Below are 22281 nucleotides of genomic sequence, written 5' to 3' on the forward strand. Positions count from 1 at the left end.
TAGTTGCTAGTTGCTAGTTGCTAGTTGCTAGTTGCTAGTTGCTAGTTGCTAGTTGTCAGTTGCTAGTTGAACTACCGACTAGAGACTAGGAAGGTTCTGGGATCAGCAGCACGGGCAGCTTGGATCTCGCGGTGACGTTCATGGAGACGCTGGTCCAGGACATCTCGTCGAACAGGCGCCGGGTGGCGCCCATGACGATTGCGTCGGCGCCGACCCACTCGGCGGTGTCGATGATGGCCTGTGCCACGTCGTCGGCCTCCACGAACAGCGTCGCGGTCTCGACATCCCGAAGCTTCAGAGCGGCCACCACGGGAGCCACGATCTTCGAGCCCCGCTCCCGTATGTAGCGGTCGGCCTCCCGGGCGGCGCGGTCGGACTCGCTCCGGCCCGCCGGAGCGTCGAAGGGCTGCCACGGGCCGTCCTCCAGCTCATCGAGAAACTCGGCGGGGGCCTGGGTCACGTTCATGACGGTGGCGCTCCCGCGGGAGCCCACCAGCACCTCCACGAAGTCGGCGACCGGCCCCGGCGGCAGTACTCCGGCCGTGGCGATCAGCACGTTCATAGGGAGAATCTTATGGTCGGTCGGTGGAATGGCGGTGCGGGATGACCGCCGGAGCACGCCTGGTTTTTTCGCGGACAGACCATTGGGTACGGCCGCGTGGCCCGCGAAAGCGCCCATTCATCCCGCGAGTGCGCGATGTGCTCGGGGTCCGGGTCGGTCAGGGTGGCGCCGGGTCGTCCAGGCGGGTCACCCTGACGTCCACCTCCAGGCCGGAGTTGGCGCCTCCTTCCACCACCCCTCGGGTGGGCGGGACATCCCGGTAGTCCCGGCCGACGGCGGTTCGCACGTAGCGGTGGTCGACCAGGGTACGGTTGGTGGGGTCGAACTCCACCCATCCGAGCTGCGGGAGCCGGCATTCGACCCACGCATGGGTTGCGATCCCGGCCGGTCCGTCCACGCCGGCCGAAGCACCCTCTACATGGAGGTAACCGGACACGTAGCGCGTGGGGACACCCCATGAACGAGCGATCGCGATCATGACGTGGGCATAGTCCTGGCACACCCCTCGCCGGGTCGCAAGGATCTCGTCTATGGGCGAATCCACCGATGTCGAGCCCGCCGCGTAGTCGAAGGTGTCATTCAGGGTCGAAGAGAGTTCCACCAGATCGGTCAGCGGATCGGACCCCGGCTCGATCCCCATTTCGGCAACGAACCCGGTGAGGGCGGGAGTAAGGCCGGCGCCGGGACTCGGGTGGGTGAATTGCCAGCAGTCGGGGTCGGTGGTCCGTGATCGCGCCACCTCCCAGGCGTCCGGCCCGATGGGATGGGCCAGGGAAGGCGAGGGGAATACGTCGACGGTGGAGACGGACACCACCTCCAAGGTGTCGTGCGTCTCGTTCACCGTGAGGACGTGGCGGGTGTTGCCGAACGGGTCGATCTCGGTGGTCAGCCGCCCTGGAGGGGAGGTGGTGATCCCGAACTCCAGCACTTGCTGGCGGTTGCCGTCTAGGGGCCGGAGGCAGAGCGACATGGTGCATCTTCGGACCGGGGAGCTGTAGCCGAACCTGGTGAGGTGCTCGATCCGGTAACGGGCCGCGGGCGCCGCGTCCGCATCCGGGATGCTCACTGGTCGAACCCGCCGAGGCGAGCGGACCGGGTAGCCACGGGATAGTCGAAGTACGTCTCGGTCACCAGGTCGTGGAGCCGGCGGACGGCGTTCCTGAACTCGGTGAACAGGCCTTCGGCGTCGACCGTCCTGGGCCAGGCGGAGCGAAGCAGATCCGACAGGTGGTCCGCCTGGAGCCGGGCCTGTGAGGTGGCGGTGTGGTCGGGACCCTGCCCGATAGCCGACAACTCCCGATGCAATCCCAGGACCGACATGCTCAGCGAGTCGGGGAGTTGCGGGTTGGACACGAGCAGGTCCAGCACCCGACCGGCATGGATAGCCAAGCCATCGCCCTGCTGGTATGCCTCGAAGGCATGAAACAGGCGGAGCAGGCTGGTCCAGTAGGCGTCCGCAGGAACATCGAACAGCCGCACCGCGGCGATCTGGGCGCTCAGCAGGGAGGCCACCAACTCGGCTCGTTCCAGGAGGCTGCCCATCCGGATGAAGTGCCAGCCTTGATCCCGGTACATGGTCGAGGAGCTGACGCCCCGGAAGGTGTCGATGTCCGCCTCCACGCCCGCATAGAACTGCTCGGGCGTTGAAGCCCAGATGTCCTGGATCTCGATGTCGCGGAGACGCAGGTACGGCCGGTTGAGAGAAGTCCACATCTGCGCGGAGATGCGGTGGCGCACCTGGCGGGCGTTCTCTCGAGCCTGGGCGAAGCAGTTCCGGATGGAGTCGGGCGTGGTGGGTTCGAAGGTGAGGTCGTCGGCCAGGGTGAAGGAGTCGGCCAGGGTGTAGAACTCGTCGCCTTCCGTGTCGAGGGGCCCCGGATGCGGTTGCCTTCCCAGCGCGCCGTAGATCCGGTGCCATCCGAAGTAGATGTCGCGGACCGGGCTGTCCACCAGTGACTCCGTCTGCTGGCGCATGAGCCGGGCGAGATGGCCGGCCCTCTCCAGGTACCGGCCGATCCAGTAAAGGCTCTCGGCGCTGCGGGCGAGCATCAGAGGCAGACCATTTTCGCGTCTGTCTGTGTAATGGCGGTGTGGTATGGCGTCGGCAGCGGTGTTCCTCGCAAGGCTCGCTGACGAAGGCGTGCCCGCAGCGGCACGTTGAGGAGGCGGAACGCAGCGACGGGGCGCCGGTGGCCGCCAGAGCACGCCTGGTTGTTTCGCAGGCAGACCATTAGTCCTCCAGGACCCAGAAGTCCTTGGCGCCGCCACCCTGGCTGGAGTTGACGACCAGGCTCCCCCGGCGCAGCGCGATCCGGCAGAACGCCCCCGGCACGATGCGGGTCTCGCTCCCCGACAGGATGAAGGGCCGCAGGTCCACGTGGCGGGGTTCGAGCCGGCCATCGATCAGGCAGGGCGCCCTGGACAGGGCCAGGGTGGGCTGGGCTACGAAACCGGCGGGATCCTCGCGAAGCAGGGATGCGAACCGGTTGCGTTCCTCGGCGTCGGCATGGGGACCGACCAACATCCCGTAGCCGCCGGACTCGCCCACCCGCTTCACCACGAGGTGTTCCAGGTTGTCCAGGGTGTATTCCAGATCCTCGGGCCGGCGGCACAGGTAGGTTTCCACGTTGGGGATGAGCGGCTCCTCCGCCAGGTAGTAGCGGATCATGTCGGGGACGAAGGCATACACGCTCTTGTCGTCGGCCACCCCCGTGCCCGGGGCGTTGACCACCGATACGTTTCCCAGCCGGGCGGCGTGTAGCAGGCCGGGAGCGCCGAGCAGCGAGTCCGGACGGAACACGAGCGGGTCGAGGAAGTCGTCGTCGATCCGCCGGTAGACGACGTCCACCCGCCTCAGACCCGTCGTGGTACGCATGTAGACGTAGCCGTCCTCGACCACCAGGTCGCGGCCCTCCACCAACTCGGCGCCGATCTGGCGAGCCAGGAACATGTGCTCGTAGAAGGCAGAGTTGTAGACGCCGGGGGTAAGGAGGGCGACCGTCGGGTCGTCACAACCCTCGGGCGCCATTTCGTGGAGGGTCTGGCGGAGGACCAATCCGTAGTTCTCCACGGGGCCCACCCGGGAGCGCCGGTAGAGCAGCCGCATGGCCGACTTGGTGGCCTTGCGGATGGCGATCATGTAGGAGACGCCGGAGGGAACGCGCAGGTTGTCCTCGAGAACCCGGAAACCGTCCACCGTACGGACCAGGTCGGTGCCGCAGACAGCCACCCAGACTCCCCTGGGGGCCTCGAATCCCCGCATCTGGATGCGGTACTGGGGGCAGCCGAAGATCATGTCCGGCGGGATGACCCCGTCGGCGACGATCCGGGCCGGACCGTATATGTCCCGGAGGAAGGCGTTGAGAGCGGCCAGGCGCTGCTCCAGTCCCTTGGCCAGGGCTCGCCATTCGGAACCCGCCATCACCCGCGGGATGCAGTCGATCGGGATGATGCGCTCGTCGGCCTCGTCGTCGCCGTAGACGGTGAAGGTGATGCCCTCGTGGGTGAATGACCGGGTGACCCACTCGCCGACCGCGTTCATGTACTCGTCAGGAGCCTCGAGGAGGGTTTCGAAGAGGTCCCTGCCGTGGGAACGGGGAGTCCCATCGGTTTGGAACAGCTCGTCGTAGATGCCCGCGTCGAGGTCGTAGTTGTCGAACTTCATGACGGTGAGCCCGGCACGTGCGCCGGGCCGATCACCCTTCTCCGATGGTTCGCTCGCTGCCTGCCGCCCGCCCTTGTCCGGAACGATTGACCGGTGCCGGAATCATACTGAACACCGTACCGGACCAGCGGCCGGTGTAACGTGGACACGGACGGTCGGACCCGGAGGAACCTGATAGAGGCGGCATTGATCAACCGGGTCACCTGGATGATCCCCAACGCCCTGGCCTTGGTGGGCTCCCGGGCGGGCGACGAGTGGAACGGGATGACCACCTCCTGGATCACCCAGCTGTCGATGGAGCCGGTGATGATCGGGATCGGCGTGGACAACAAGGCCGTGACCCATCGGCTGATCTCTGGAGGGGGCTCCTTCAGCGTCAACCTGTGGTCGCCGGATGACCGGAGGGTCTTCGTCAAGTTCTCGAAGCCCGCCGTCAAGAAGGGGATGGCCCTCAACGGCCGGGCGATCCGGGAAGGGGTCACCGGGGCTCCCATCTTCGAGGATGCCATCGCCTGGATGGAGTGCGAGGTGAGGCGGGCGATCGACTTCGGGACCCATACGCTGTTCGCCGGTGAGCTGGTGGCCGCGGGCGTGACGGACGAGCCGGGTCGGGCCGCTTGGATGGGCGACACCCGCATGAAATACGGCGGCGTGAAGCGGGGCGGCCACTGATGGAGGCGCGCCTCGACGGGCGGGTGGCGGTCATCACCGGCGCCTCGCGCGGGATCGGCGAAGCCATCGCGGCCGCCATGCTGGCGGCGGGCGCTCGCGGCGTGGTGATCACCAGCCGCAAGCCCGAGAACATCACAGGCGCGGCCGACCGGCTCGGCGAAGCGGACCGCGTGGCGGCAGTGGTGGCCCGATCGGATACCGAGGAGGGGGCGGCCACGGCCGTGGGCGCCGCCATCGAGCGCTTCGGGTCCTGCGACGTGCTGGTCAACAATGCTGCGACCAATCCTGCCTACGGGCCGCTCATGGACGTGGACCTGGGCGCCGTCAGGCGGACCTGGGAGATCAACCTGGAGGGCCCGCTCGTCTACGCACGGGCCGTATGGGCCGCCTGGATGCGCGACCACGGAGGGGTGATCTGCAACATCGCCTCGGTCGGGGGCCGGCTGCCGGGGCGGCGCATGGGCGCCTACAACATCTCCAAGGCCGGGCTCATCTACATGACCCGGCACCTGGCATACGAGTTGGCGCCCACCGTTCGCGTGGTCGGGGTGGCGCCCGGCGTGGTCAGGACCCGCCTATCGAGGGTCCTGTGGCAGGACGAGGAACGAGGCGCTGCCCTGCACCCCATGGGGCGGGTCGGCGAGCCGGTGGACGTGGCGTCGGCGGTGGTGTTCCTGTGCTCCGACCAGGCATCCTGGGTGACCGGAGTGACCCTCGACGTGGACGGCGGGATCGCCCACTCCTCCCCCTACGTGTAACAGGGGGCCGGCTACCCGGTCATGCCCGGACGCGCTAGACAGCTAGAGCGCCGGCCGCCGGGAGGGTCAGTTGTCCCTGGTGATGGTGAGGACGTCCGGGTGGTCTCCGCCGGAACGGACCGTGATGGTGTAGCCGCCGACCGAGACGCTCTCGCCGGCGGTGAGCAGCGGATACTCCTGGAAGTGGAGGATGGGATAGGGGTTCCCGGAGTGTCCGATCACCCGGACGGGCATCCGGCCGCCGGACTGGGCGGCGTTCACGGCGTAAACCAGCACGCCGTCGCCGGCCAGGGTGGGGAGAGTGGTGGTGGCGCCGTCCGCATACCTGTACTCGTGCCCTGCGTCGAAACCGATCCGCCGGCGGCTCTCGATGATGACGATCTCCGTGTCCGAGAGGGGGATGCCGACCATGGCGGTCCCGAAGCCGGGCGAGGCGACCGGCTGTAGGGCAACGGTGACGGTCTTCCCGGTCTCGACACTGGTGAGGCAGCGGACCCGGCTGGGCTGGAGCCAACCGAGTTGCCATCGGCTCCACGCCAGCATCTCCCGGGCCTGCAGGTCATATGCGTGGGCGGTGTGGCGCCGTCCATCCGGAAGATGTATCTCATGGGCTAGGCGTGGATCGCCGTCGCCGGCCAGGAAGTTGGCCCAGAGACCCATCAGGCCGATCTGGTTGGCCACCCACCGTCTCCCCGGGGGCGGTTCGGGATGATCGCGCAGGGAGCTGTCCAAGGGATACAGATCCAACAGCCCGAGCATGTGCGCCACCTCATGGGCGGCGACCAGACCCCATTCGAGAGGTTGGCGCGGCCCGGCCACGGACAGGAAGTTGATCCGGACTCTCGAGAGGGGCCCCTCATCCGTCCGGATACTCCCCGTGGCGAGCCCGTTGCCGAAGTGTGAACTGGGCATCACCACCATCACGGCGTCGTGGTCGGTGAAGTCGAACTCCGGGTCGGCGAGCCTTACCGCCTCCGCATCCGGGTCGAGCGGGTTCGCGAGTGTCGGAACCGCTGAGGTTCCGAGATAGCTTCGGTAGCCGTGCGCGGCCCGCAGCCATCGGTGCAGGGGCGTGAACTCCACCTGCAGGCGGCCGTAGCTGGCGGTCTCGAGATAGGTCTCGATGTAGGGCAGACCCAAAGCCGCCTCTCGCTGCGTGGTGTGGGATGCCCGGGCGTCCGGGAAGTCCAGGAACAGCACCGCCACCCGCAGGACGCCTGTAGCCGGGATTCGACTTCGAAGCGGGAATCCTGCCGGACCCGGCGGACGGCACGAGTCCGGATCGGCCTGATCAGGGCTTACGTAGTGGTACACGTCGGACGGCATCCGGACTACCGCGGGAGGCGCAGTAAGCCCGTCTTCGTGCGCCTGCTTACCCCAGCAGGTGATGGCCCCGCCCGTGTGCAGCCCGCACGAATGGCGGTCGCCCAGGTCGATGGCGCTGAACTCGCCTTGCGGAGGGTCGGCCCGACCCTGCTCGTCGAAGCCCCAGCAGACCACCGAACCGTCGACGGTGATCCCGCAGGAGTGCTGCCAGCCGGCCGCTATGGCGCGGAAACGCTTGGCAGGGACATTGGCCTGTGCCGCGTGATCGGCGCCCCAGCAGACGCCGACGCCGTCGGTGCGCACGCCGCACGAGTGCCAGTTGCCCGCTGCGATGGCGACGAACCGTCCGGGTGGCGGGTCGGCTTGACCATCGTTGTCGGCGCCCCAGCAGGTAAGGGACCGGTCGGCGTTGCGGAGCCCGCACGTATGCCATTCCCCGGCTGCGACAGCGGCGAACTCGCCGGGTGGCGGGCTTGCCTGGCCTGCGTGGTCGGCGCCCCAGCAGGTGACGCTCCGGTCGGCTCGGATGGCGCACGAGTGATCACCCCCGGCCGTGATGGCGATGAACCTCCCCTCCGGCGCCCCGGTCGCCCCCCATCCGTCCCAACCCCAGCAGACGACCTCCTGGCGGCTGTCGATACCGCAGGTGTGGCTCCGGCCGGCGGTCAATGCCACGAACTCCCCGTCCGGTGGTGCGGCCTGGCCCCTCGTGTTGTCCCCCCAGCAGGTCACCGTGCGATCCCTGCGTAGCCCGCAGGAATGGTCCCAACCGACCGTGATCGCGGTGAAGTCACCCGCGTCTGGTGGTATGACGGTGCTGGCCTCCCGGGACGGGATAGCACCGGCGAAACGGAGCGCGCTGGTCAGGAAGGTGGCCATCTCTGCACGGGTGGTGGCCCGGCCGGGGCAGTAGCGGGCCGGATCGACCGCGCACCCGGAGGTGATCCCGGCCGCGGCCAAGGCGCTTATGCCCGGTAGGTGAGTGGCGCCCTGCCCGACATCGGCGAACCCCGTCGGCGGTACGGATGGCAACCGGAAGGCGCTGGTCAGGAAGGTGGCCATCTCTGCACGGGTAGTGGCCCGCCCGGGACAGAAGCGGGCCGGTTTCACCTCGCATCCCCGCGTGACTCCCAGATCTGCGAGGCGCTCCACGTGGCCCGCCCACCACGCCCCTTCGTCGACGTCGGCGAACCGTGACCGCTCGACGGGCGCAGGGTCGGCCCCATCCAATGCCCTGACCAGCCAGACCGCCACCACCCAGCGCTGGATGGGCAGATTGGGGCAGAACCGGCCTGCCGCGCACTCCGTTCCCTCGAGGACTCCCCTCGCAGCCAGGATCTCCACATTCGCCTGGTGGACACCCGCTCCGGCTATGTCGGAGAACTGCTCAGCAGCGTGCGACGTCCCGCCCTCGCTACGTGTGCTGGAGAGAAACTCCCCGGTCTCCGGGGCCGGTGCCGGACTCGCCGGACTCGGAAGCAAGCCCCCGACCATCAGCAGCACGGCGAACGCAAGCAGGAGGCCGCGGGTATGCTGCCGGCGCGGGTGTCCGGCTACATCATTGCGCCCGCCGACGGTACCCGTCACTCGACGGAGGCTACCCGGGTGCTGAACCGCCCGTCACCGCCGGGCGGGTTGGCGGCGAGGGCCCCGGGTAGGCGAGGCCCTTGAGGCTTATCGCGAATCCGCTCTCCGGCAGGATGGCGCCGAGCGGGATGCCCGGCCTTGGGCTTCCTCGGCACCGGTTCCGGCAACTTTCTGTGGACCCGCTTAGGCCTTGACCACCATGGTTCCTGTAGCTCTGTCGTGCCAGCCCTGACGGCTGTCGCTCACGAGGATGGAGATGAAGCACAGGATGCTCGTGATCGTGAGTATCAAGATCCGCCCGACCGAGCTACCCCAGCCGGGGACACCTCCTTGATCAGCCCCTACTACCTCTATGGCTACGACTCTCTTGCCGATAGTCCTGCCGCGGATGGCTATCAATACAGGTTCGTAGATCAGCATCAACAAAGGCGCCATCACCGGCGGCCATGTGAATAGCTGTATGACCAGGGCCAATCCCGAAAACTCCTCGGTTGGATCAGCACGCATCACACCAGTCAAGATAAGCAACAGGAGCGCTAAGAATATGGCCACCGACAGGATCGTGTAATCCAGGATCCGTGCTGTGATTCTGCTACCAACACTAGCCAGCATCCGATGTTCCCCATTACCCAGCATTACTTGCCCTGCCGTTGTCCCAGGTGTGTCTTCGCCGCTGATTGGTCGTACCTCTTCCGTCACACTCAGCCCTCCATCCTGTAGTCAACAAGAACAGTATCTGCGCCGCTCCCGATTGCCGTACCGACCACGAAGAGATCCGTCACGAGCCATTCGACAACGAAAACGAGCCAGATAACGAGTCCTGCTAGGAACAGTGTGGCGGTGATCACCGAAACGACCCTGGCGGTTCTGGCTAGCCGGCGACGTCTAACTGCCCTTCTCCTGGCCCGCAGTGAGAGGACGAGACCAGTGACCCAGAGTATTGCCCCGGCTAGCAGCAGGAGACCGATGGCCTCGTCGGGGTTGCTGACCAAGGATGGCACCGTCATGATCAGGATCAGCAGAACTGTGACCAGTGCCGCGGATAGCGAACAGACGAAACCGGCCATCGCCATCCGATCCCCTCGGATCATGACCAACGAACTCCCGAAGCCTCATCCTGTGCCTCGTAGCCGGAGCCCTTTGGCATCATCATGAAGACACAGTATATGTCTGACCGCTCAACGTGTACGTCTCTTCATCCCACGCCTACGGTCGAGGCAAACCAGTCACTTCCCGGCAACATTGAGGGATCCACCCCCCGGCGTGCTCACGGAGCCGACGGTTGGTTCTTGTCCGGCGGGCGTTGCGATGCCCCTGCGTTTACGTTCGGGCAGGTTGGCGGCGAGGGCCCCGGTAGGCGAGGCCCTTGAGGCTGATCGCGAAGCCGCTCTCCAGCAGGATGGCGCCGAGCGGGTGGTCCCCGGCGGGGAGGCCGTTGATGGTCTCTACTGTCAGCCGCCGGTGCCGGATACCGATCTCGGTGAGGGCGTCGGCGGCCGCGCCGTGCAGCTCCTCCGCGTCGGTGAGGAGGGTGGCGGTCTTGCCTCCCCGCTCCAGGAACAGCAGGGGCCGGCCATCGTGGAGGATTACGTAGGCGCCGGCCGAGCGGGAAGCCCGGCCCCGAGCTTCCTCGGGCCACGGCAGCAGGGTGCCGTACGGGTTGGCCGGATCGGCGGCGGCGAGGATCACGGTGCCTTGGTCGCTGTCCGCGGTCCGGAGCCGGTCCACGGCCCCCGGCAGGGCGAATTGAAGGCCTCCGAGGCCCTCCACGAAGTAGCCGCGGCGGATGCGGCCCGTCTCCTCCAGATGGTTGAGGATGGGGTACAGGGTGGTCAGGCCACCGGGGATGTTCTCCGCTCGGGCGCCGGCCCTAGTCACCACTCCGTGGCGTTCCAGCAGGATCTCCGTCCAGGCGGCGCCCCATTCCGCGTCGGCCACGTCAGCCGCGCACAGGTCGGCGACCAGTGACCACCTCCCGGACGATGAAGGGGGCATGGCGGAGGGCAGCCGGCGCCGGGATCGCGCGGGGCGGGACCGGGCCACGCGGCGGATCCGTACGGCGCGCAGCGGGGCGAGGGTGTCGTTGGTGACCTCTCCCGCCCACACCAGGTCCCAGAGCGCCTCCAGGGTGTCCTCGATGCGCTCGCTGTCCACGGCCAGGTGGATGTCCCGGAAGAAGCTGGCGCCCCTCCGCGACAGGTGTGACCGGATGGCGTGGTGTAGTTCCGTGTCGGGCAGGTCATCCACGGACGGTCGATGCAGGATCGGTAGCTGCTCGCGCAGGTATAGGGCCACCCGTCCGTCCCGAGGACCGATCCCGCCCCGGCCGACCCATACCACGTCGCCCGACGCCATGAGCTGGTCCGCCATGGTGGGCGTGTAGTCGAGCCTCGCCGCCAGAACGTCCCGTTCAAGTATCGAGGCGGGGATGGGAAGGCCCTGGAGGGTACGGATCGTCTCGACCAGGGCCGACAGGTGGTTGCGCCCGGTCCGGCCCACTCCCTGCCAGGCAGGCAGGAACCGCCCGAGGGCGCCGGCCTCGACCGCTTCGATCTCACGGCGGAGCATCGCCAGGCTACGGCGTTTCAGGCGGCGCAGCACTCCCGTGTCCACCCACTCCTGGCCGGCCTCACCCCGACGGAAGGCGCCCCGGGCCACCGTGCCGGCCTGCTCGAGCGCCACCAGGGCCACCCGGAGGGCGGCCGGGGGGAGGCCGAGGGCCGATCCGGCCTCCTCGGCCGTGAACGGCGCATGGGTGCGGGCGTAGCGGCGCACCACCTCCCCGAGCGGGTCGGGACCCGTCTCCAGGTAGGCGTCGGGAACCCCGGCCGGCGGCTGGACTCCCAATGCGTCACGCAGCCGTCCGGCGTCCTCGATGGCCGCCCACCTCGGCGCTCCGCCCACCTGAACCCGGATGGCCCGGCGGCGCTCCTCGAGTTCGCGGAGCAGGCCGGGTGCGGAGCCGTCGGCCAGCCGGTCGGCCACTGCCGCCCCCGTGAGCGGCCCGAGGGCCCGGAGCAGGTCATGCACGCCGTCGAGCCCCCTCACCCGGCGATCCGGGGTCAGGTACTGGAGTTCCAGCTCGACGGCCGCGATCACGTCCTCGTCGAGCAGGTCGCGGAGCTCGCCCTCTCCAAGCAGCTCGCGGAGTAGCTCCCGGTCGAGCGTGAGGGCCGTGGCGCGCCGTTCCGACGGGGCGGCGTCCCCCTCGTACAGGTAGGAGGCCACGAACTCGAAGAGGAGCGACGAGGCGAACGGTCCGGCCGAGGTGGTGTCGACCTCCACCACCCGCACCCGGCGGGCCGCGATGTCCCCGAGGAGTTCCCTGGCGGAGGGGAGGTCGAACACGTCCGAGAGGATCTCGCGGTAGGTCTCGAGGATGATCGGGAACGAGCCGAAGCGGGTGACGATGGCCATGAGGTCGGCGGCCCGCCGTCGCTGGAGCCACAGGGGGGTGCGACCGCCGGGCCGGCGGCGGGGCAGCAGCAATGCGCGGGCGGCCGCCTCCCGGAACCGGGCGGCGAACATGGCCGTGCCGGACAGCTCCTCGATCAGGATCGACTCCAGCTCGTCCGGGTCGAGGAGAAGGTCTTCGAGAGACGGCAGGTCGTCGGTGTCGATGAAGCGGAAGGAGATTCCGTCGTCGCTCCAGATGACGTCCACATTCCGCCCGTAGCGGTGTCGCAGGCGCTGGCCGATGGCCATTGCCCACGGCGCGTGCACCCGGCCGCCGAGGGGCGAGAGGATGGCGATCCGCCAGTCCCCGATCTCGTCGCGGAAACGCTCCACCACCACCGTCCGGTCGGTGGGAAGCACTCCGGTGGCGTCACGCTGCTCCTCGATGTATGCGACCAGGTTGCGGGCCGCCCATTCGTCCAGGTGGTACCGGCGCCGGAGCGTGTCCACCGCCCGGTCGGTCTCCATCGCCCCGATGGTGCGGACGAAGCGGCCGATCGCCCTCCCGGTCTCGACGGGACGGCCCACCCGGTCGCCCTTCCAGAACGGCATCCGGCCCGACTCGGCGGGGGCGGGGATCACCTCCACCCGGTCGGCGGTGATGTCGCTGATCCGCCACGCCGAGGTGCCGAGGACGAATACGTCCCCGGGACGGGACTCGTAGACCATCTCCTCGTCGAGCTCGCCCACCCGGCTGCCGTCCGGAAGGTTGACCGAGTACAGCCCGCGGTCGGGGATGGTCCCGGCGTTGGTGACTGCCAGGCGCTGGGCCCCCGATCGAGGGGTCAGCGTGTGCGTGACCCGATCCCAGACCACGCGGGGGCGCAACTCCCCGAACAGCTCGGACGGGTAGCGGCCGGCCAGCATGTCGAGGACCGCCTCGAAGGGTCCCCGGGCCAGATCGCGATAGGGGGCGGCCCGCCTGACCAGGGAGAGGAGGTCATCCGCCTGCCATTCGTCCATCGCTACCGCCGCCACCACCTGCTGCGCCAGCACGTCGAGCGGGCTCTGGGGAACGGCGGTGGGCTCCACCGACCGCGCCAGCATGAGGTCGGCCACCACGGTCGCCTCGAGGAGGTCCCCGCGGAACTTGGGGAAGATCTTGGCCACGCTGGTCGCCCCCACCTGATGGCCGGCCCTACCCACCCTCTGCAAGCCGGAGGCCACGCTGGTGGGCGACTCGACGTGGATCACCAGGTCGACCGCCCCCATGTCGATGCCCAGTTCCAGTGTCGAGGTCGCCACCACGGCCGGCAGCTCACCCCGCTTGAGCAGGTCCTCGATGACGATCCGCTGCTCCCGTGACACGGAGCCGTGATGGGCGCGGGCGACCTCGTCCCCCGCCAGGTTGTTCAGCTCGGAGCAGAGGCGCTCGGACAGCCGGCGGGAGTTGGCGAACACGATGGTGGAGCGGTGGGCCCTGACCAGATCCAGCAGGGCCGGATAGACGGAGGGCCAGATGGACCGGTAGCCGGGGTCGGCGGGCTCGGAGGCGAGCGGGTCGGGAGGTGTGGGCGCGGCCATGTCCTCGACCGGGACCACGATCTCCACCTCGAGGCCCCGCTTGCCGGGGACATCCACGATGGTGACCGGCCGCGGCGTCCAGGCGCCGCCGTCCATGGTTCCGCCTCCCATGAACTCGGCGGTGGTCGAGAGGGGTTGCTGGGTGGCGGAGAGGCCGATGCGGAGGGGACGGACGGCCGTCACCTCCTCCAGCCTCTCCAGCGACAGGGCCAGGTGCGATCCCCGCTTGGTCCCGGCCACGGCGTGGACCTCGTCCAGGATCACCCACCGGACCGACGCCAGCATCTTGCGGGCCGCGCTGGTCAGGATCAGGAACAGGGACTCGGGGGTCGTGATGAGGATGTCCGGGGGGTGGCGCTGCATGCGCTGGCGGTCAGCGGGCGGGGTGTCGCCAGTGCGGATGGCGGCCACCACCTCGGGAAGAGGCGCCAGGCCATGACGGTCGGCGGCGTGGGCGATCCCGGTCAGGGGCGCCCGGAGGTTGCGCTCCACGTCATGGGCCAGGGCCTTCATCGGCGAGATGTAGAGGATGCGGCAGCGCCGGGACTTGACCGGCACCGGTTCGGTGAGAAGCTGGTCGAGCGTGTAGAGGAACGCGGCCAGCGTCTTGCCCGACCCGGTGGGGGCGTGGATCAGCGTGTGCTGACCGGCGGCGATGGCCGGCCATCCACTGGCCTGAGCCTCGGTGGGGCCGGGGAACGCCTCCTCGAACCAGGTGGCGGTGGCGGGCGAAAACAGGTCTCTCAACACTACGAATCCAGGCTATCGCATGCGTGTGACACGCATACCCCAAACTGGGCTCGGTCGGTCCCCGGTAGTCGGGTGCCGTCCATCCGCAGCCGTTTCGTATGGTGGTCGGCCCCTAGGAAACCGAACAAGGGTCTTGACCCTTCTGGTCAGGCCGTTACGTTCACTGTAAGGGTTGGCGCCGGTCGGGCAGGGCCTCAGGCTCACCTGCAACAGACAGTAAGGAGTTACCATCGATGACCATGATCAAGGAATCCACGGTCGCGAATCGGGTCGCGCAGTCCTTGGTCTTCCTGGAGCGGGCGGAGGCGGAATTCGCGATCGGCGACACCCGCCAGGGCGCGGAGAAACTCTATGGCGCCGCCGTCCAAGCCATCATCGCCGCCTCTCTCCAGCGCGGGTGGAAGTATGACTCGCATCGCGCCAACAAGAATGCCTCAGTGGAGATGGCCAGGGAGTACGGCGACTCCTCTCTGATCAACGGGTTCTCAGCTGCCGAGAAGCTGCATATCCACTTCCATCACGACAACATGGAGGATTACCAGATCGCCGCGGATCGTCACGGTGTCCGGGGTTATGTCGAGCACCTGCTCGCTCTCGTAGAAGAGTACGAAGAGCGAGGAGAGGATCGGCAAGAGCCTCTCGGGTGACATCACCGCCCCGGAGCGGATCGCACAGTCGTTGGGGGATCCAACCGCTCGGATTACGCTGGCTAGAAGCGCGCAGGTCCGGCCGCTCTCCGTCCGGAGAGGAGCCGGACCTACTTCCTTGGTCTACTGCCCTCGGCAATTTCAATTATCACTTGATGGAGCCGTGACTTCAACCGGACAACAGGCTGCGATCCCTCCGGGAGTCCTCGTGGATTTACGAGGCGGTGGGCCCGCGATGGGCTACGAGGCCTGCCCTTCCGAGCAACGGGCGGCCTGGACGAAGGCCTGGGCTCGGGCCGGATCCACGGGGCGGAGGACATCGCCCTGCTCCTTGATGGCGGTGCCCACGATCACCCCGTCGGCGATCTGTAGCACGGAGGCGACGGACTCCCTGTCCACTCCGGATCCCACCAGCAACCTGGTGTCGGGAAGCGCCTGGCGGACGTGGTCGATCATGTCCATGTCCGCCGGGAGGCCGGTGCCGCGCCCGGAGAGGATGATGCCGTCCGCCATTCCCCGGTCGCGGAGATCGGCGGCCGCGTCCTCGATGCGGAGGCCGGGTGGGGGAGTGGCGTGCTTGACGAACAGGTCGGCGAGCACTTCGATCTCGGGATCCAATGCCGCCCTCAACCGGGACACACGGGCGGCCTGGCCGACTATCGGGCCCTGGTCGGTGTACATCATGGACGAGAGGACGTTCACGCGGATGAACCGGGCATCGCAGGCGGCGGCGATCGAGAGAGCGGCGACGGCGTCGTTGCGCAACACGTTGACCCCTACCGGAATGTCCACCGCGGCCCGGACTGCGGCCACCACCCGGGCCAGGGACGCCACGGTGACAGGGGGCACTCGATCGGCGAAGAACGGAGCGTCTCCGTAGTTCTCGACCAGGAGCGCATCGAAACCGCACTCCTCCAGGAGGATGGCATCCTCGACGGCGCGCTCCACGATGGCGCCGGTGGGCGGGCGGTAGGAAGGCGAGCCGGGGAGTGGTAGGGCGTGGACCATCCCGATGAGTTGGCGGGAGGCCATCAGAAGATGCGCATCTCCTGGAAGGCAATCTCGGCCATCTCGCCCTTCAGGATGACGTTCTCGGCGTCGTCCGGATGGAGCCGTCCGACCGCTACCCGGCAGATCTCCCCGGCCGGACCGCGGATGAGCTGATCCGTGTCCTCGGGACCCGCCACGTACTTGGCGTACATGGGTCCGATCCCCTCGATCCGGACTGGTTCCGTGTACTCGTACCCGGCGAGGTCGAATGCCCATGGAAGGGTCATGTGGGCGAACCAGATGACATGGCGCAGGCGATCCGTGTCCTCGGGCTCCTCGTCCATTGCCTCGTAGATGTCGAGGCCGTGGGCCCAGACTTCCGCCAGTTGGAGGGTGGCGAAGGTCTTGGCGGACATGTCCGAGTACACCCAGGGGACGCGGTCGGAGGCCGAGGCCCGACTCATGGCGTCAACTACCTGTGCCCTACCGAGCCGCCACCACTCGATCACGTCCTGGGGGCGCATCTGCCGGCCTCGTTCGACACCGACCTCGGCGAGGTCGTCGATGCTCTCGTACTCGTCGAGGTCGTCGAGCATGGCGCCGTCCTCGGCGACGGCGTTGTGTGCGTACTCCTGGAAATGGGCCAGATGGGAGATCGCGTCGCGGATGGTCCAGTCTTCTTCAGGGATCCGGATGCTCCACTTGTTGACGGTGATCCTCTGGAGGAACTGGTCGAGTTGTTGTTGCTCCGCTACGAGGTCAGACAAGACTTCCCGCATGATCCCAAGTTTACCACTGCCCATCCCTAAACGTTCCGCCCGCCAGGCCCATCCGTCCGTCCACCCGGCGGTTGGGTCGGCCGCTTCTCGACACGTAGTCGAGCACCCGGGATCGCCCGGTACGGTCGCTCGATCGGGCCGCCTCCGGAGGTCGGCACGGGGGCCACCCGCGATCGGGTTCCGGCAGGGTTCAGGCTGTGTGCGGCCTGGGCAGCGGACCCTCGAACCCCGGCGTCTCGTAGACGTAACCGTTGAGGCGGTCGACGAGCAGGCGCAGGCGTCCCAGGCTCCGCCGGTCGAACCACATCGTCAGCCGGGCGCAGTCGAGCGCGTCTCCATCATTGATTTCGGCCTCCGACGGTCCGGTGGCCTCGATCCGGCCCCGGGCGAGGATGTCGGCGAACTCCCCGTTCAGGTCTTTTACCTGCTGCTCGGTGGGGGCGTGCCGCAGCCGGAGCACCAGCCGTCCGTCCACGTAGCGCTGGGAGTGATAGTTGGCGTAGAACCGGCAGATCTCGTCAGCCGCCGCGGCCGCGTCCCGGGCGCGCACGAAGAGGTTGGCGTCCGCGGGGCTGATCATCCCGTGCCCTTCCAGGCGGTCGCTGACGAACGCCTGCCACGAGGACCAGTACGACGTTCCCGCCTCCATCAGCACGACCGGCTGGATGGGCGCCTTCCCGGTCTGGATCAGTGTCAGGAGCTCGAAGGCCTCGTCCATGGTGCCGAAGCCGCCCGGGAAGATGGCGAAGGCGTGAGACTCCTTCACGAAACCCAGCTTGCGGGTGAAGAAGTACTTGAAGTTGATCAGCCGGGATCCGGCGATGTAGGGGTTGGGTTGGGCCTCGAACGGCAACCGGATGTTGACGCCGAAGGAGCCCTCCCGGCCGGCGCCCCGGTTCCCGGCCTCCATGATCCCCGGGCCGGCGCCTGTCACCACCATCCATCCGCGGTCCTCCCACATGAGGCGGGCGAACTCGCTGGCCAGCAGGTAGTCGGGATGGTCGGGCGCGGTACGTGCCGATCCGAAGATGGTCACCTTCGGCGTCTCGGCATAGGACCTGAACACCTTGGAGGAGTAACGCATCTCCTTGAGGGCGCTGTTGAAGAGCTTGATCTCCCAGCGGTCGGCCCGATCCCGGTGGAGCTTGAGGGCGGTGGTCATGATCTCGGCGATCAGATCCTGGTTGTCACCGTCCCCGGCTCGGGCGACGAGATCTCGGATCGTCTCGTCCAGTAACGGGTCTCCCATGCTGTATCGGGCCATGCTTCCTCCGGTATTCGTTCCCAAGCTAGTGATTTTCACTCCCCAGACGTACCACGATCCGCCCTAGGTGGGAAGGGTCAGCCCGGTATCGTCCGCCAATGCCAGGCATATTCCGTCGAGTATGTCGTAGCCGGTGACGGTGATCCGCTCTAGACCGAGAACCCGGAGGGCGGTCTCTGCGATGACGGCGCCGCCCAGGATCACGGGGGCCCGCAACGGATCGAGGCCGGGGATTGCCCGCTTCTCTTCGAGCGTGAGCCCCCCCAGCCGGGACACCATCCCTCCGAGGTCGGTCAGGCTCAGGCCGGCGCCCTCGACGCGGGTCGGATCGAAGCGGCCGAGTCGCTGATGGATGGCCGCCAGAGTCGTCCATGTGCCGGCCGTGCCCAGCGCCTCGCGCCGGTGGGTGAGGCCGGCAGGCTGCATCGCTTCGGAGGCGGTGCGGCGGGCCGCCGCGAGGTGTTCCGAGGCCGCGGGATGGGTGGGCAGGCATCGTTCGGTGAGCCGAATCGATCCGATGTTCACCGAGACGCCGCCCTGATCGGTCACGACCTCGGTGCTCCCTCCCCCGATGTCCACCACCACCATCCTGCCGGCGTCGCCGTGGCGAGCGGTGGCGCCCCGGAAGCACAGATCGGCCTCCTCCTCACCGCCGATGACGTCGGGACGGAAACCCAGCGCCTGCCGGGCAGCAGCCAGGAACTCCTCCCGGTTGACCGCATCGCGGGTGGCGGCCGTGGCAACCGCCCGAGACCTGGTGACGCCGGCCGATCCGATGCGCCGCCCGTATCCGGCCAGCACCCGGACCGTCCGCCCGATCGATTCCGGTGTCAACCGTCCTGATCTGGTCGAGTCCCGTCCCAACCCGGTCACCTGCTCGATCCGCTCCACGTCGGCCATCCCGTCGCGCCCGACCTCGGCGATCAGCAGCCGGGTGGAGTTGGTGCCGATATCGACCGCAGCGAACCGTGGCACTAGTGGTCTGCCTGCGAAACGACTGGGCGTGTTCTGGCTGCCATCGGTGTCCCGTCGCTGCGTTCCGCTTCCTCAACGTGCCGCTGCGGGCACGCCTTCGTCAGCGGGCCTTGCGAGGAACACCGCTGCCGACGCCATACCACACCGCCGTCCCGCAGACAGACCACAGGGCTACAGGCAGACCGCTACGGGCCTACGAACCGAACGGCGGGTCGGATGGTCCCTTGCGCACGCAGGCCGCCCAGACCGTCTCGTAGTGGTCGATGTCGTAGGCATCGATGTGGGGGAGGACCATGGACTCCCAGGCGGTGCGGAGCGGGTCCTCCCGCCGCTCATGCACCATCAGGCCCACCGGAAGGCGGTCGAGAACCGTCCGCAGGCTGATCGGGGTCTCCACCCGGGTGCCCGGATCGGTCGAGAGGAACGACCGGTTGATCTCGGTGGCCAGCCTGCTGATGTGGCGCACGTACACCTCACGCATCGACGGGTAGCGGCGGTCCAGCATGGCCTCGATCTCGGTGATGTCGGGAAAGTTTTTCTCCCAGATGACCCACCGGTCGGCGAAGGCCTTGTTGAGGGTCTGGGTGCCGGCGTAGTCACGCAGGTCGGTCGGGTTCATCGTTCCGAACAGGCGGACATCCTCCCTGAGGGGCACCGTCTCGCCGGTCGGGAGGTCGAGCGCCGCGTAGCGGTCGAGCAGGCCGTGCAGGGCGAAGAGGGTCTCGGCCCCGGCGGCGTTCAGCTCGGACAGGTTCACGAGAGCGGTCCCTCTCAACGCGCGGGTGATGTCACCGTCCTCCCAGCGGCTCTCCGTGCCGCCCAGGCCGTCCCCGTAGAGCTTCACCGAACCGATGAGGGTGATGTCGCGCACCTCGCCCGTCAGAGGGATCCGGTAATAGGGGAGGCGCAGCAGGGCGGCGAACTGCTCGATGTCGTGGTCCTTGCCGGTGCCCATGTGTCCCCGTACTGCCAGGTGAAGCGGCACCGTGCCCTCGGGTTGCTCCCGGCGGACCTTCTCCACCTGGGCGAAGCGGTACAGCATGCCGACGTCGACGTAATGGGGGTCGGGCTCGGGGATCTTGTTGACGCGCTGGCTGTAATCCCGCACCTCGGTCCTGGGAACCACCACCGTGTCCAGGGTGATGGGCCGGCCCTTTCCGGTCGGGTCGGTGAAGGTGACCTTGGCGGGGTGGTCAGGCACTGCGTAACTCCGGCATGAGTGGGCTGCTCCCGGTTTGCTGGCGTCCGGCCCGGATCCACCAGGTGTCCTCCCCGTCCAGGGCCAGGCCCCGCCGGAGAGCCATCCGGACTCCGGCCACCATGGAGTTGGCCAGCTCGTCCGGACGGGATATCACCTGGTGGTGACGGTAGGCGGAAACCACCGTATCGTCTCCCACGCCGATCCCCAGAACCGTAGTGCCCCGCCCGTCCACCTCCTCCACCGACCGGGCCAGGGCCTCGACCGACCCCCTGGTCATTCCGTCGGCCAGCACCACCAGCACCCGGACCCGGGCGCCGTGGTTGACCAGCCGCCCGGCCGCGTAGGTGACGTTCAGCTCGTCCACGTTGGCGCCCTTCTCGAACAACGACACGGGTGGGGTCCGGCGCGGGCTGCGCCGCGCCTCGACGCCGGCCTCGCTCGCATGGGCCGCCGTCCAGAACAGTCCGGCGAGCAGGTCGTCGGATCGCCGCCAGGGTTCGTGGAAGGCCGACAGCACGTAGTGGTTGACGGTGGAGGTGAGGCGGTCGGCCGCTGCCCCGTGGCTCTGGCGCAGCTCGCTGATGGCGGCTGCCCGGCGGCGGGAATAGGTCCACTCGGTGTCGTCCACCTGGGCGACGAAGGCGCGGTTGAACAGGGCCACCTCGAAATCCACCCGGAGTTCGTTGCACATGGCGGCCAGGGTCCAGGCGCCGAGCATTGCGGCCGCCAGACCCCAGGGGCGGCGGTCGCGGGGCGCCGACAGGCGCCGGGGCTGGAGCATGGAGGCTGATCCGTCCACCAGCACGCTGACCGCGTAGGAGCGGCGGGTCGAGACCGACCGGCGCTCGAACATCCGCTGGTAGAGGCCGCCGCCCAGAAGCAGCGCGGCGTGGGGTGAGAGGTCGCCGGCGTCGAAGCCCGACCTCAGCCCGCGCCGCTGGTTGGCGATGAACAGGGGATGCAGCTCGCCCCCGACCTGTCGCTGATCGACGTTCCAGTCGCGGGCCGCGTTCACGAGGGCGGATCTTCCCCGGTCGGAGAAGTTGCGGAAGGAGTCGGGAACGCGCGCCACGGCCAGCTTGCCGCTCTGGCCGTTCGGGAGGTAGATGACCGGGGCCTGGCTGACCATGAGCAGCTGGTCGGTCCCCTCACCGGCGGTCCGGTCCATCCGGGCCGGCCGGAGGTCGAGGCGGGTGGGATCCTCGGCCCCCCGGCGGACCTCGTTGTAGTGATCGGCGTCCTGGACGGCGGGAGAGAAGAGCCTGACCCGGTCCAGGCCGTCCGTCATGGCGTCCTTCTCCGCCTGCTCCCGTTCCCGGCGAGCCGGGGGTGGGTCGTCCGGCGCGCCTTCCTGTATCAAGCCGTGCGCCTTGGCGATGGCGAGGAGCTGCATGGTCAGATGGCCGGTATCCCATGGTTGGGCGGCGACCGATGCCTCGTCGAGCACGGCGCGCGAATCCGCCCAGGCAGCCCCGGAGCGGGAGTCGAGGAGCCGTTCCAGGCGGTCGGGGGGCGCGTATCCACCCACGGACATGAAGCAGGCGATGGTGTACCGGGCCAGAGGACCGCGGCCCGCCAGCGCTCCCCGTAGGGAGGACCGGTAAAGGTCCTCGAGGACGGAGCGGGCGCCCGGATAGGCCTCCAGGCCCTGACGCTCCTGGCGGGCGTCCTCCAAGGCGAAGAAGAGAGCCTCGGCCGGGGGGCCGCCGGCCCGGTCGAGGGCCTCCAGCACGGTGAACTCCTCGCCCTCCTTCGGGCCGGGCCGGCCGTCCTGGAGCCAATGCTCCGGCAGCGGCCGGCGCTCGTCGAAGTCGGAGGAGACCAGGTGGATCACCTCGTGGAGCGCCGAGGCGAGGGCGGTCTCCTCGACGGTGACGGGCGCCCTGCGCCCGTAGGCGGCCTGGAAGAGCCCGGGGTCGATCACCACCTCGAGCTCGGACGCCCTGCTGGAGGAACCGAGCGTCACCCGCAGTTCCTCCCTGCCCGCCACGGTGCGTGCGACCCGGGTCACGGCGCCCGCCACCCGCTGGTACCGGCCGACCACCGACTCGATGGCGCGTTCCTCCGGAGCCAGGATCTCGGTCAGTAGGGAGCGATCTCGAAGTGTCACAAAGCTCTATTGTCGC

Annotated in this window: 17 protein-coding genes; 3 read left to right on the forward strand and 14 right to left on the reverse strand. The window is 68.3% G+C overall.

Translation table 11 applies throughout. The features are described 5' to 3' along the window. Window positions 1-85: 85 nt before the first annotated feature. From OXM57_04750 to OXM57_04765, 4 genes are all read right to left on the reverse strand, one after another. Entirely contained in the window at window positions 86-562 is a 477-nt protein-coding gene (locus OXM57_04750; GenBank protein ID MDE0351976.1) for a universal stress protein, read from the reverse strand. Window positions 563-719: 157 nt separating this feature from the next. Continuing rightward, window positions 720-1628 carry a transglutaminase family protein gene (locus OXM57_04755; protein MDE0351977.1) on the reverse strand — a complete coding sequence of 303 codons (909 nt, stop codon included), beginning with the start codon at window positions 1626-1628 and terminating at the stop codon, window positions 720-722. Further along, window positions 1625-2611 (reverse strand): alpha-E domain-containing protein, encoded by a 987-nt coding sequence (locus OXM57_04760; protein ID MDE0351978.1) that lies wholly within the window; start codon window positions 2609-2611, stop codon window positions 1625-1627. Before OXM57_04760 ends, OXM57_04755 begins: the two co-directional genes overlap by 4 nt. Before the next feature lie 181 nt (window positions 2612-2792). Further along, window positions 2793-4226, reverse strand: coding sequence for a circularly permuted type 2 ATP-grasp protein (locus tag OXM57_04765; protein ID MDE0351979.1), 1434 nt, complete (start codon window positions 4224-4226; stop codon window positions 2793-2795). 141 nt (window positions 4227-4367) lie between these two features. Between OXM57_04765 and OXM57_04770 the strand changes: the two genes are divergently transcribed. Next, window positions 4368-4898, forward strand: a complete 531-nt coding sequence (locus OXM57_04770) for a flavin reductase family protein (protein ID MDE0351980.1) — start codon at window positions 4368-4370, stop codon at window positions 4896-4898. After that, entirely contained in the window at window positions 4898-5656 is a 759-nt protein-coding gene (locus tag OXM57_04775) for an SDR family oxidoreductase (GenBank protein MDE0351981.1), read from the forward strand. Before OXM57_04770 ends, OXM57_04775 begins: the two co-directional genes overlap by 1 nt. A 66-nt stretch (window positions 5657-5722) precedes the next feature. On the opposite strand, the gene OXM57_04780 is transcribed toward OXM57_04775, so the two are convergent. The 4 genes from OXM57_04780 to OXM57_04795 all read right to left on the reverse strand — a co-directional run bounded on the left by OXM57_04780 (window position 5723) and on the right by OXM57_04795 (window position 14296). Continuing rightward, window positions 5723-8569 (reverse strand): S-layer homology domain-containing protein, encoded by a 2847-nt coding sequence (locus OXM57_04780; GenBank protein MDE0351982.1) that lies wholly within the window; start codon window positions 8567-8569, stop codon window positions 5723-5725. A gap of 183 nt (window positions 8570-8752) precedes the next feature. After that, a complete protein-coding gene (locus OXM57_04785; protein MDE0351983.1) occupies window positions 8753-9181 on the reverse strand; it encodes an RDD family protein in 429 nt (142 codons plus the stop codon). 89 nt (window positions 9182-9270) lie between these two features. After that, complete coding sequence (locus tag OXM57_04790; protein MDE0351984.1) at window positions 9271-9636, reverse strand: hypothetical protein; 366 nt, start codon at window positions 9634-9636, stop codon at window positions 9271-9273. Window positions 9637-9889: 253 nt separating this feature from the next. Next, the gene (locus OXM57_04795; protein ID MDE0351985.1) at window positions 9890-14296 is read right to left on the reverse strand and encodes a DEAD/DEAH box helicase; all 4407 of its coding nucleotides are present in this window, start codon (window positions 14294-14296) and stop codon (window positions 9890-9892) included. Window positions 14297-14532: 236 nt separating this feature from the next. Between OXM57_04795 and OXM57_04800 the strand changes: the two genes are divergently transcribed. Beyond that, window positions 14533-14946, forward strand: a complete 414-nt coding sequence (locus OXM57_04800; protein MDE0351986.1) for a hypothetical protein — start codon at window positions 14533-14535, stop codon at window positions 14944-14946. Window positions 14947-15186: 240 nt separating this feature from the next. Here the strand turns inward: OXM57_04800 and OXM57_04805 are convergent, their stop codons facing one another. The 6 genes from OXM57_04805 to OXM57_04830 form a co-directional block, all read right to left on the reverse strand. Continuing rightward, a complete protein-coding gene (locus tag OXM57_04805; protein ID MDE0351987.1) occupies window positions 15187-15978 on the reverse strand; it encodes a BtpA/SgcQ family protein in 792 nt (263 codons plus the stop codon). Then, the gene (locus OXM57_04810; protein ID MDE0351988.1) at window positions 15978-16703 is read right to left on the reverse strand and encodes a maleylpyruvate isomerase family mycothiol-dependent enzyme; all 726 of its coding nucleotides are present in this window, start codon (window positions 16701-16703) and stop codon (window positions 15978-15980) included. Before OXM57_04810 ends, OXM57_04805 begins: the two co-directional genes overlap by 1 nt. A 202-nt stretch (window positions 16704-16905) precedes the next feature. Then, the gene (locus OXM57_04815) at window positions 16906-17979 is read right to left on the reverse strand and encodes an LOG family protein (GenBank protein ID MDE0351989.1); all 1074 of its coding nucleotides are present in this window, start codon (window positions 17977-17979) and stop codon (window positions 16906-16908) included. Between the two features lie 63 nt (window positions 17980-18042). Then, a complete protein-coding gene (locus tag OXM57_04820) occupies window positions 18043-18954 on the reverse strand; it encodes a Ppx/GppA phosphatase family protein (protein ID MDE0351990.1) in 912 nt (303 codons plus the stop codon). Between the two features lie 193 nt (window positions 18955-19147). Next, window positions 19148-20155, reverse strand: a complete 1008-nt coding sequence (locus OXM57_04825) for an AAA family ATPase (protein MDE0351991.1) — start codon at window positions 20153-20155, stop codon at window positions 19148-19150. Then, complete coding sequence (locus tag OXM57_04830) at window positions 20148-22265, reverse strand: hypothetical protein (protein MDE0351992.1); 2118 nt, start codon at window positions 22263-22265, stop codon at window positions 20148-20150. The genes OXM57_04825 and OXM57_04830 overlap by 8 nt, the downstream gene beginning before the upstream one ends. Window positions 22266-22281: the final 16 nt, after the last annotated feature.

It is taken from the genome of bacterium (genome assembly GCA_028820935.1).
Taxonomy (GTDB): domain Bacteria; phylum Actinomycetota; class Acidimicrobiia; order Spongiisociales; family Spongiisociaceae; genus Spongiisocius.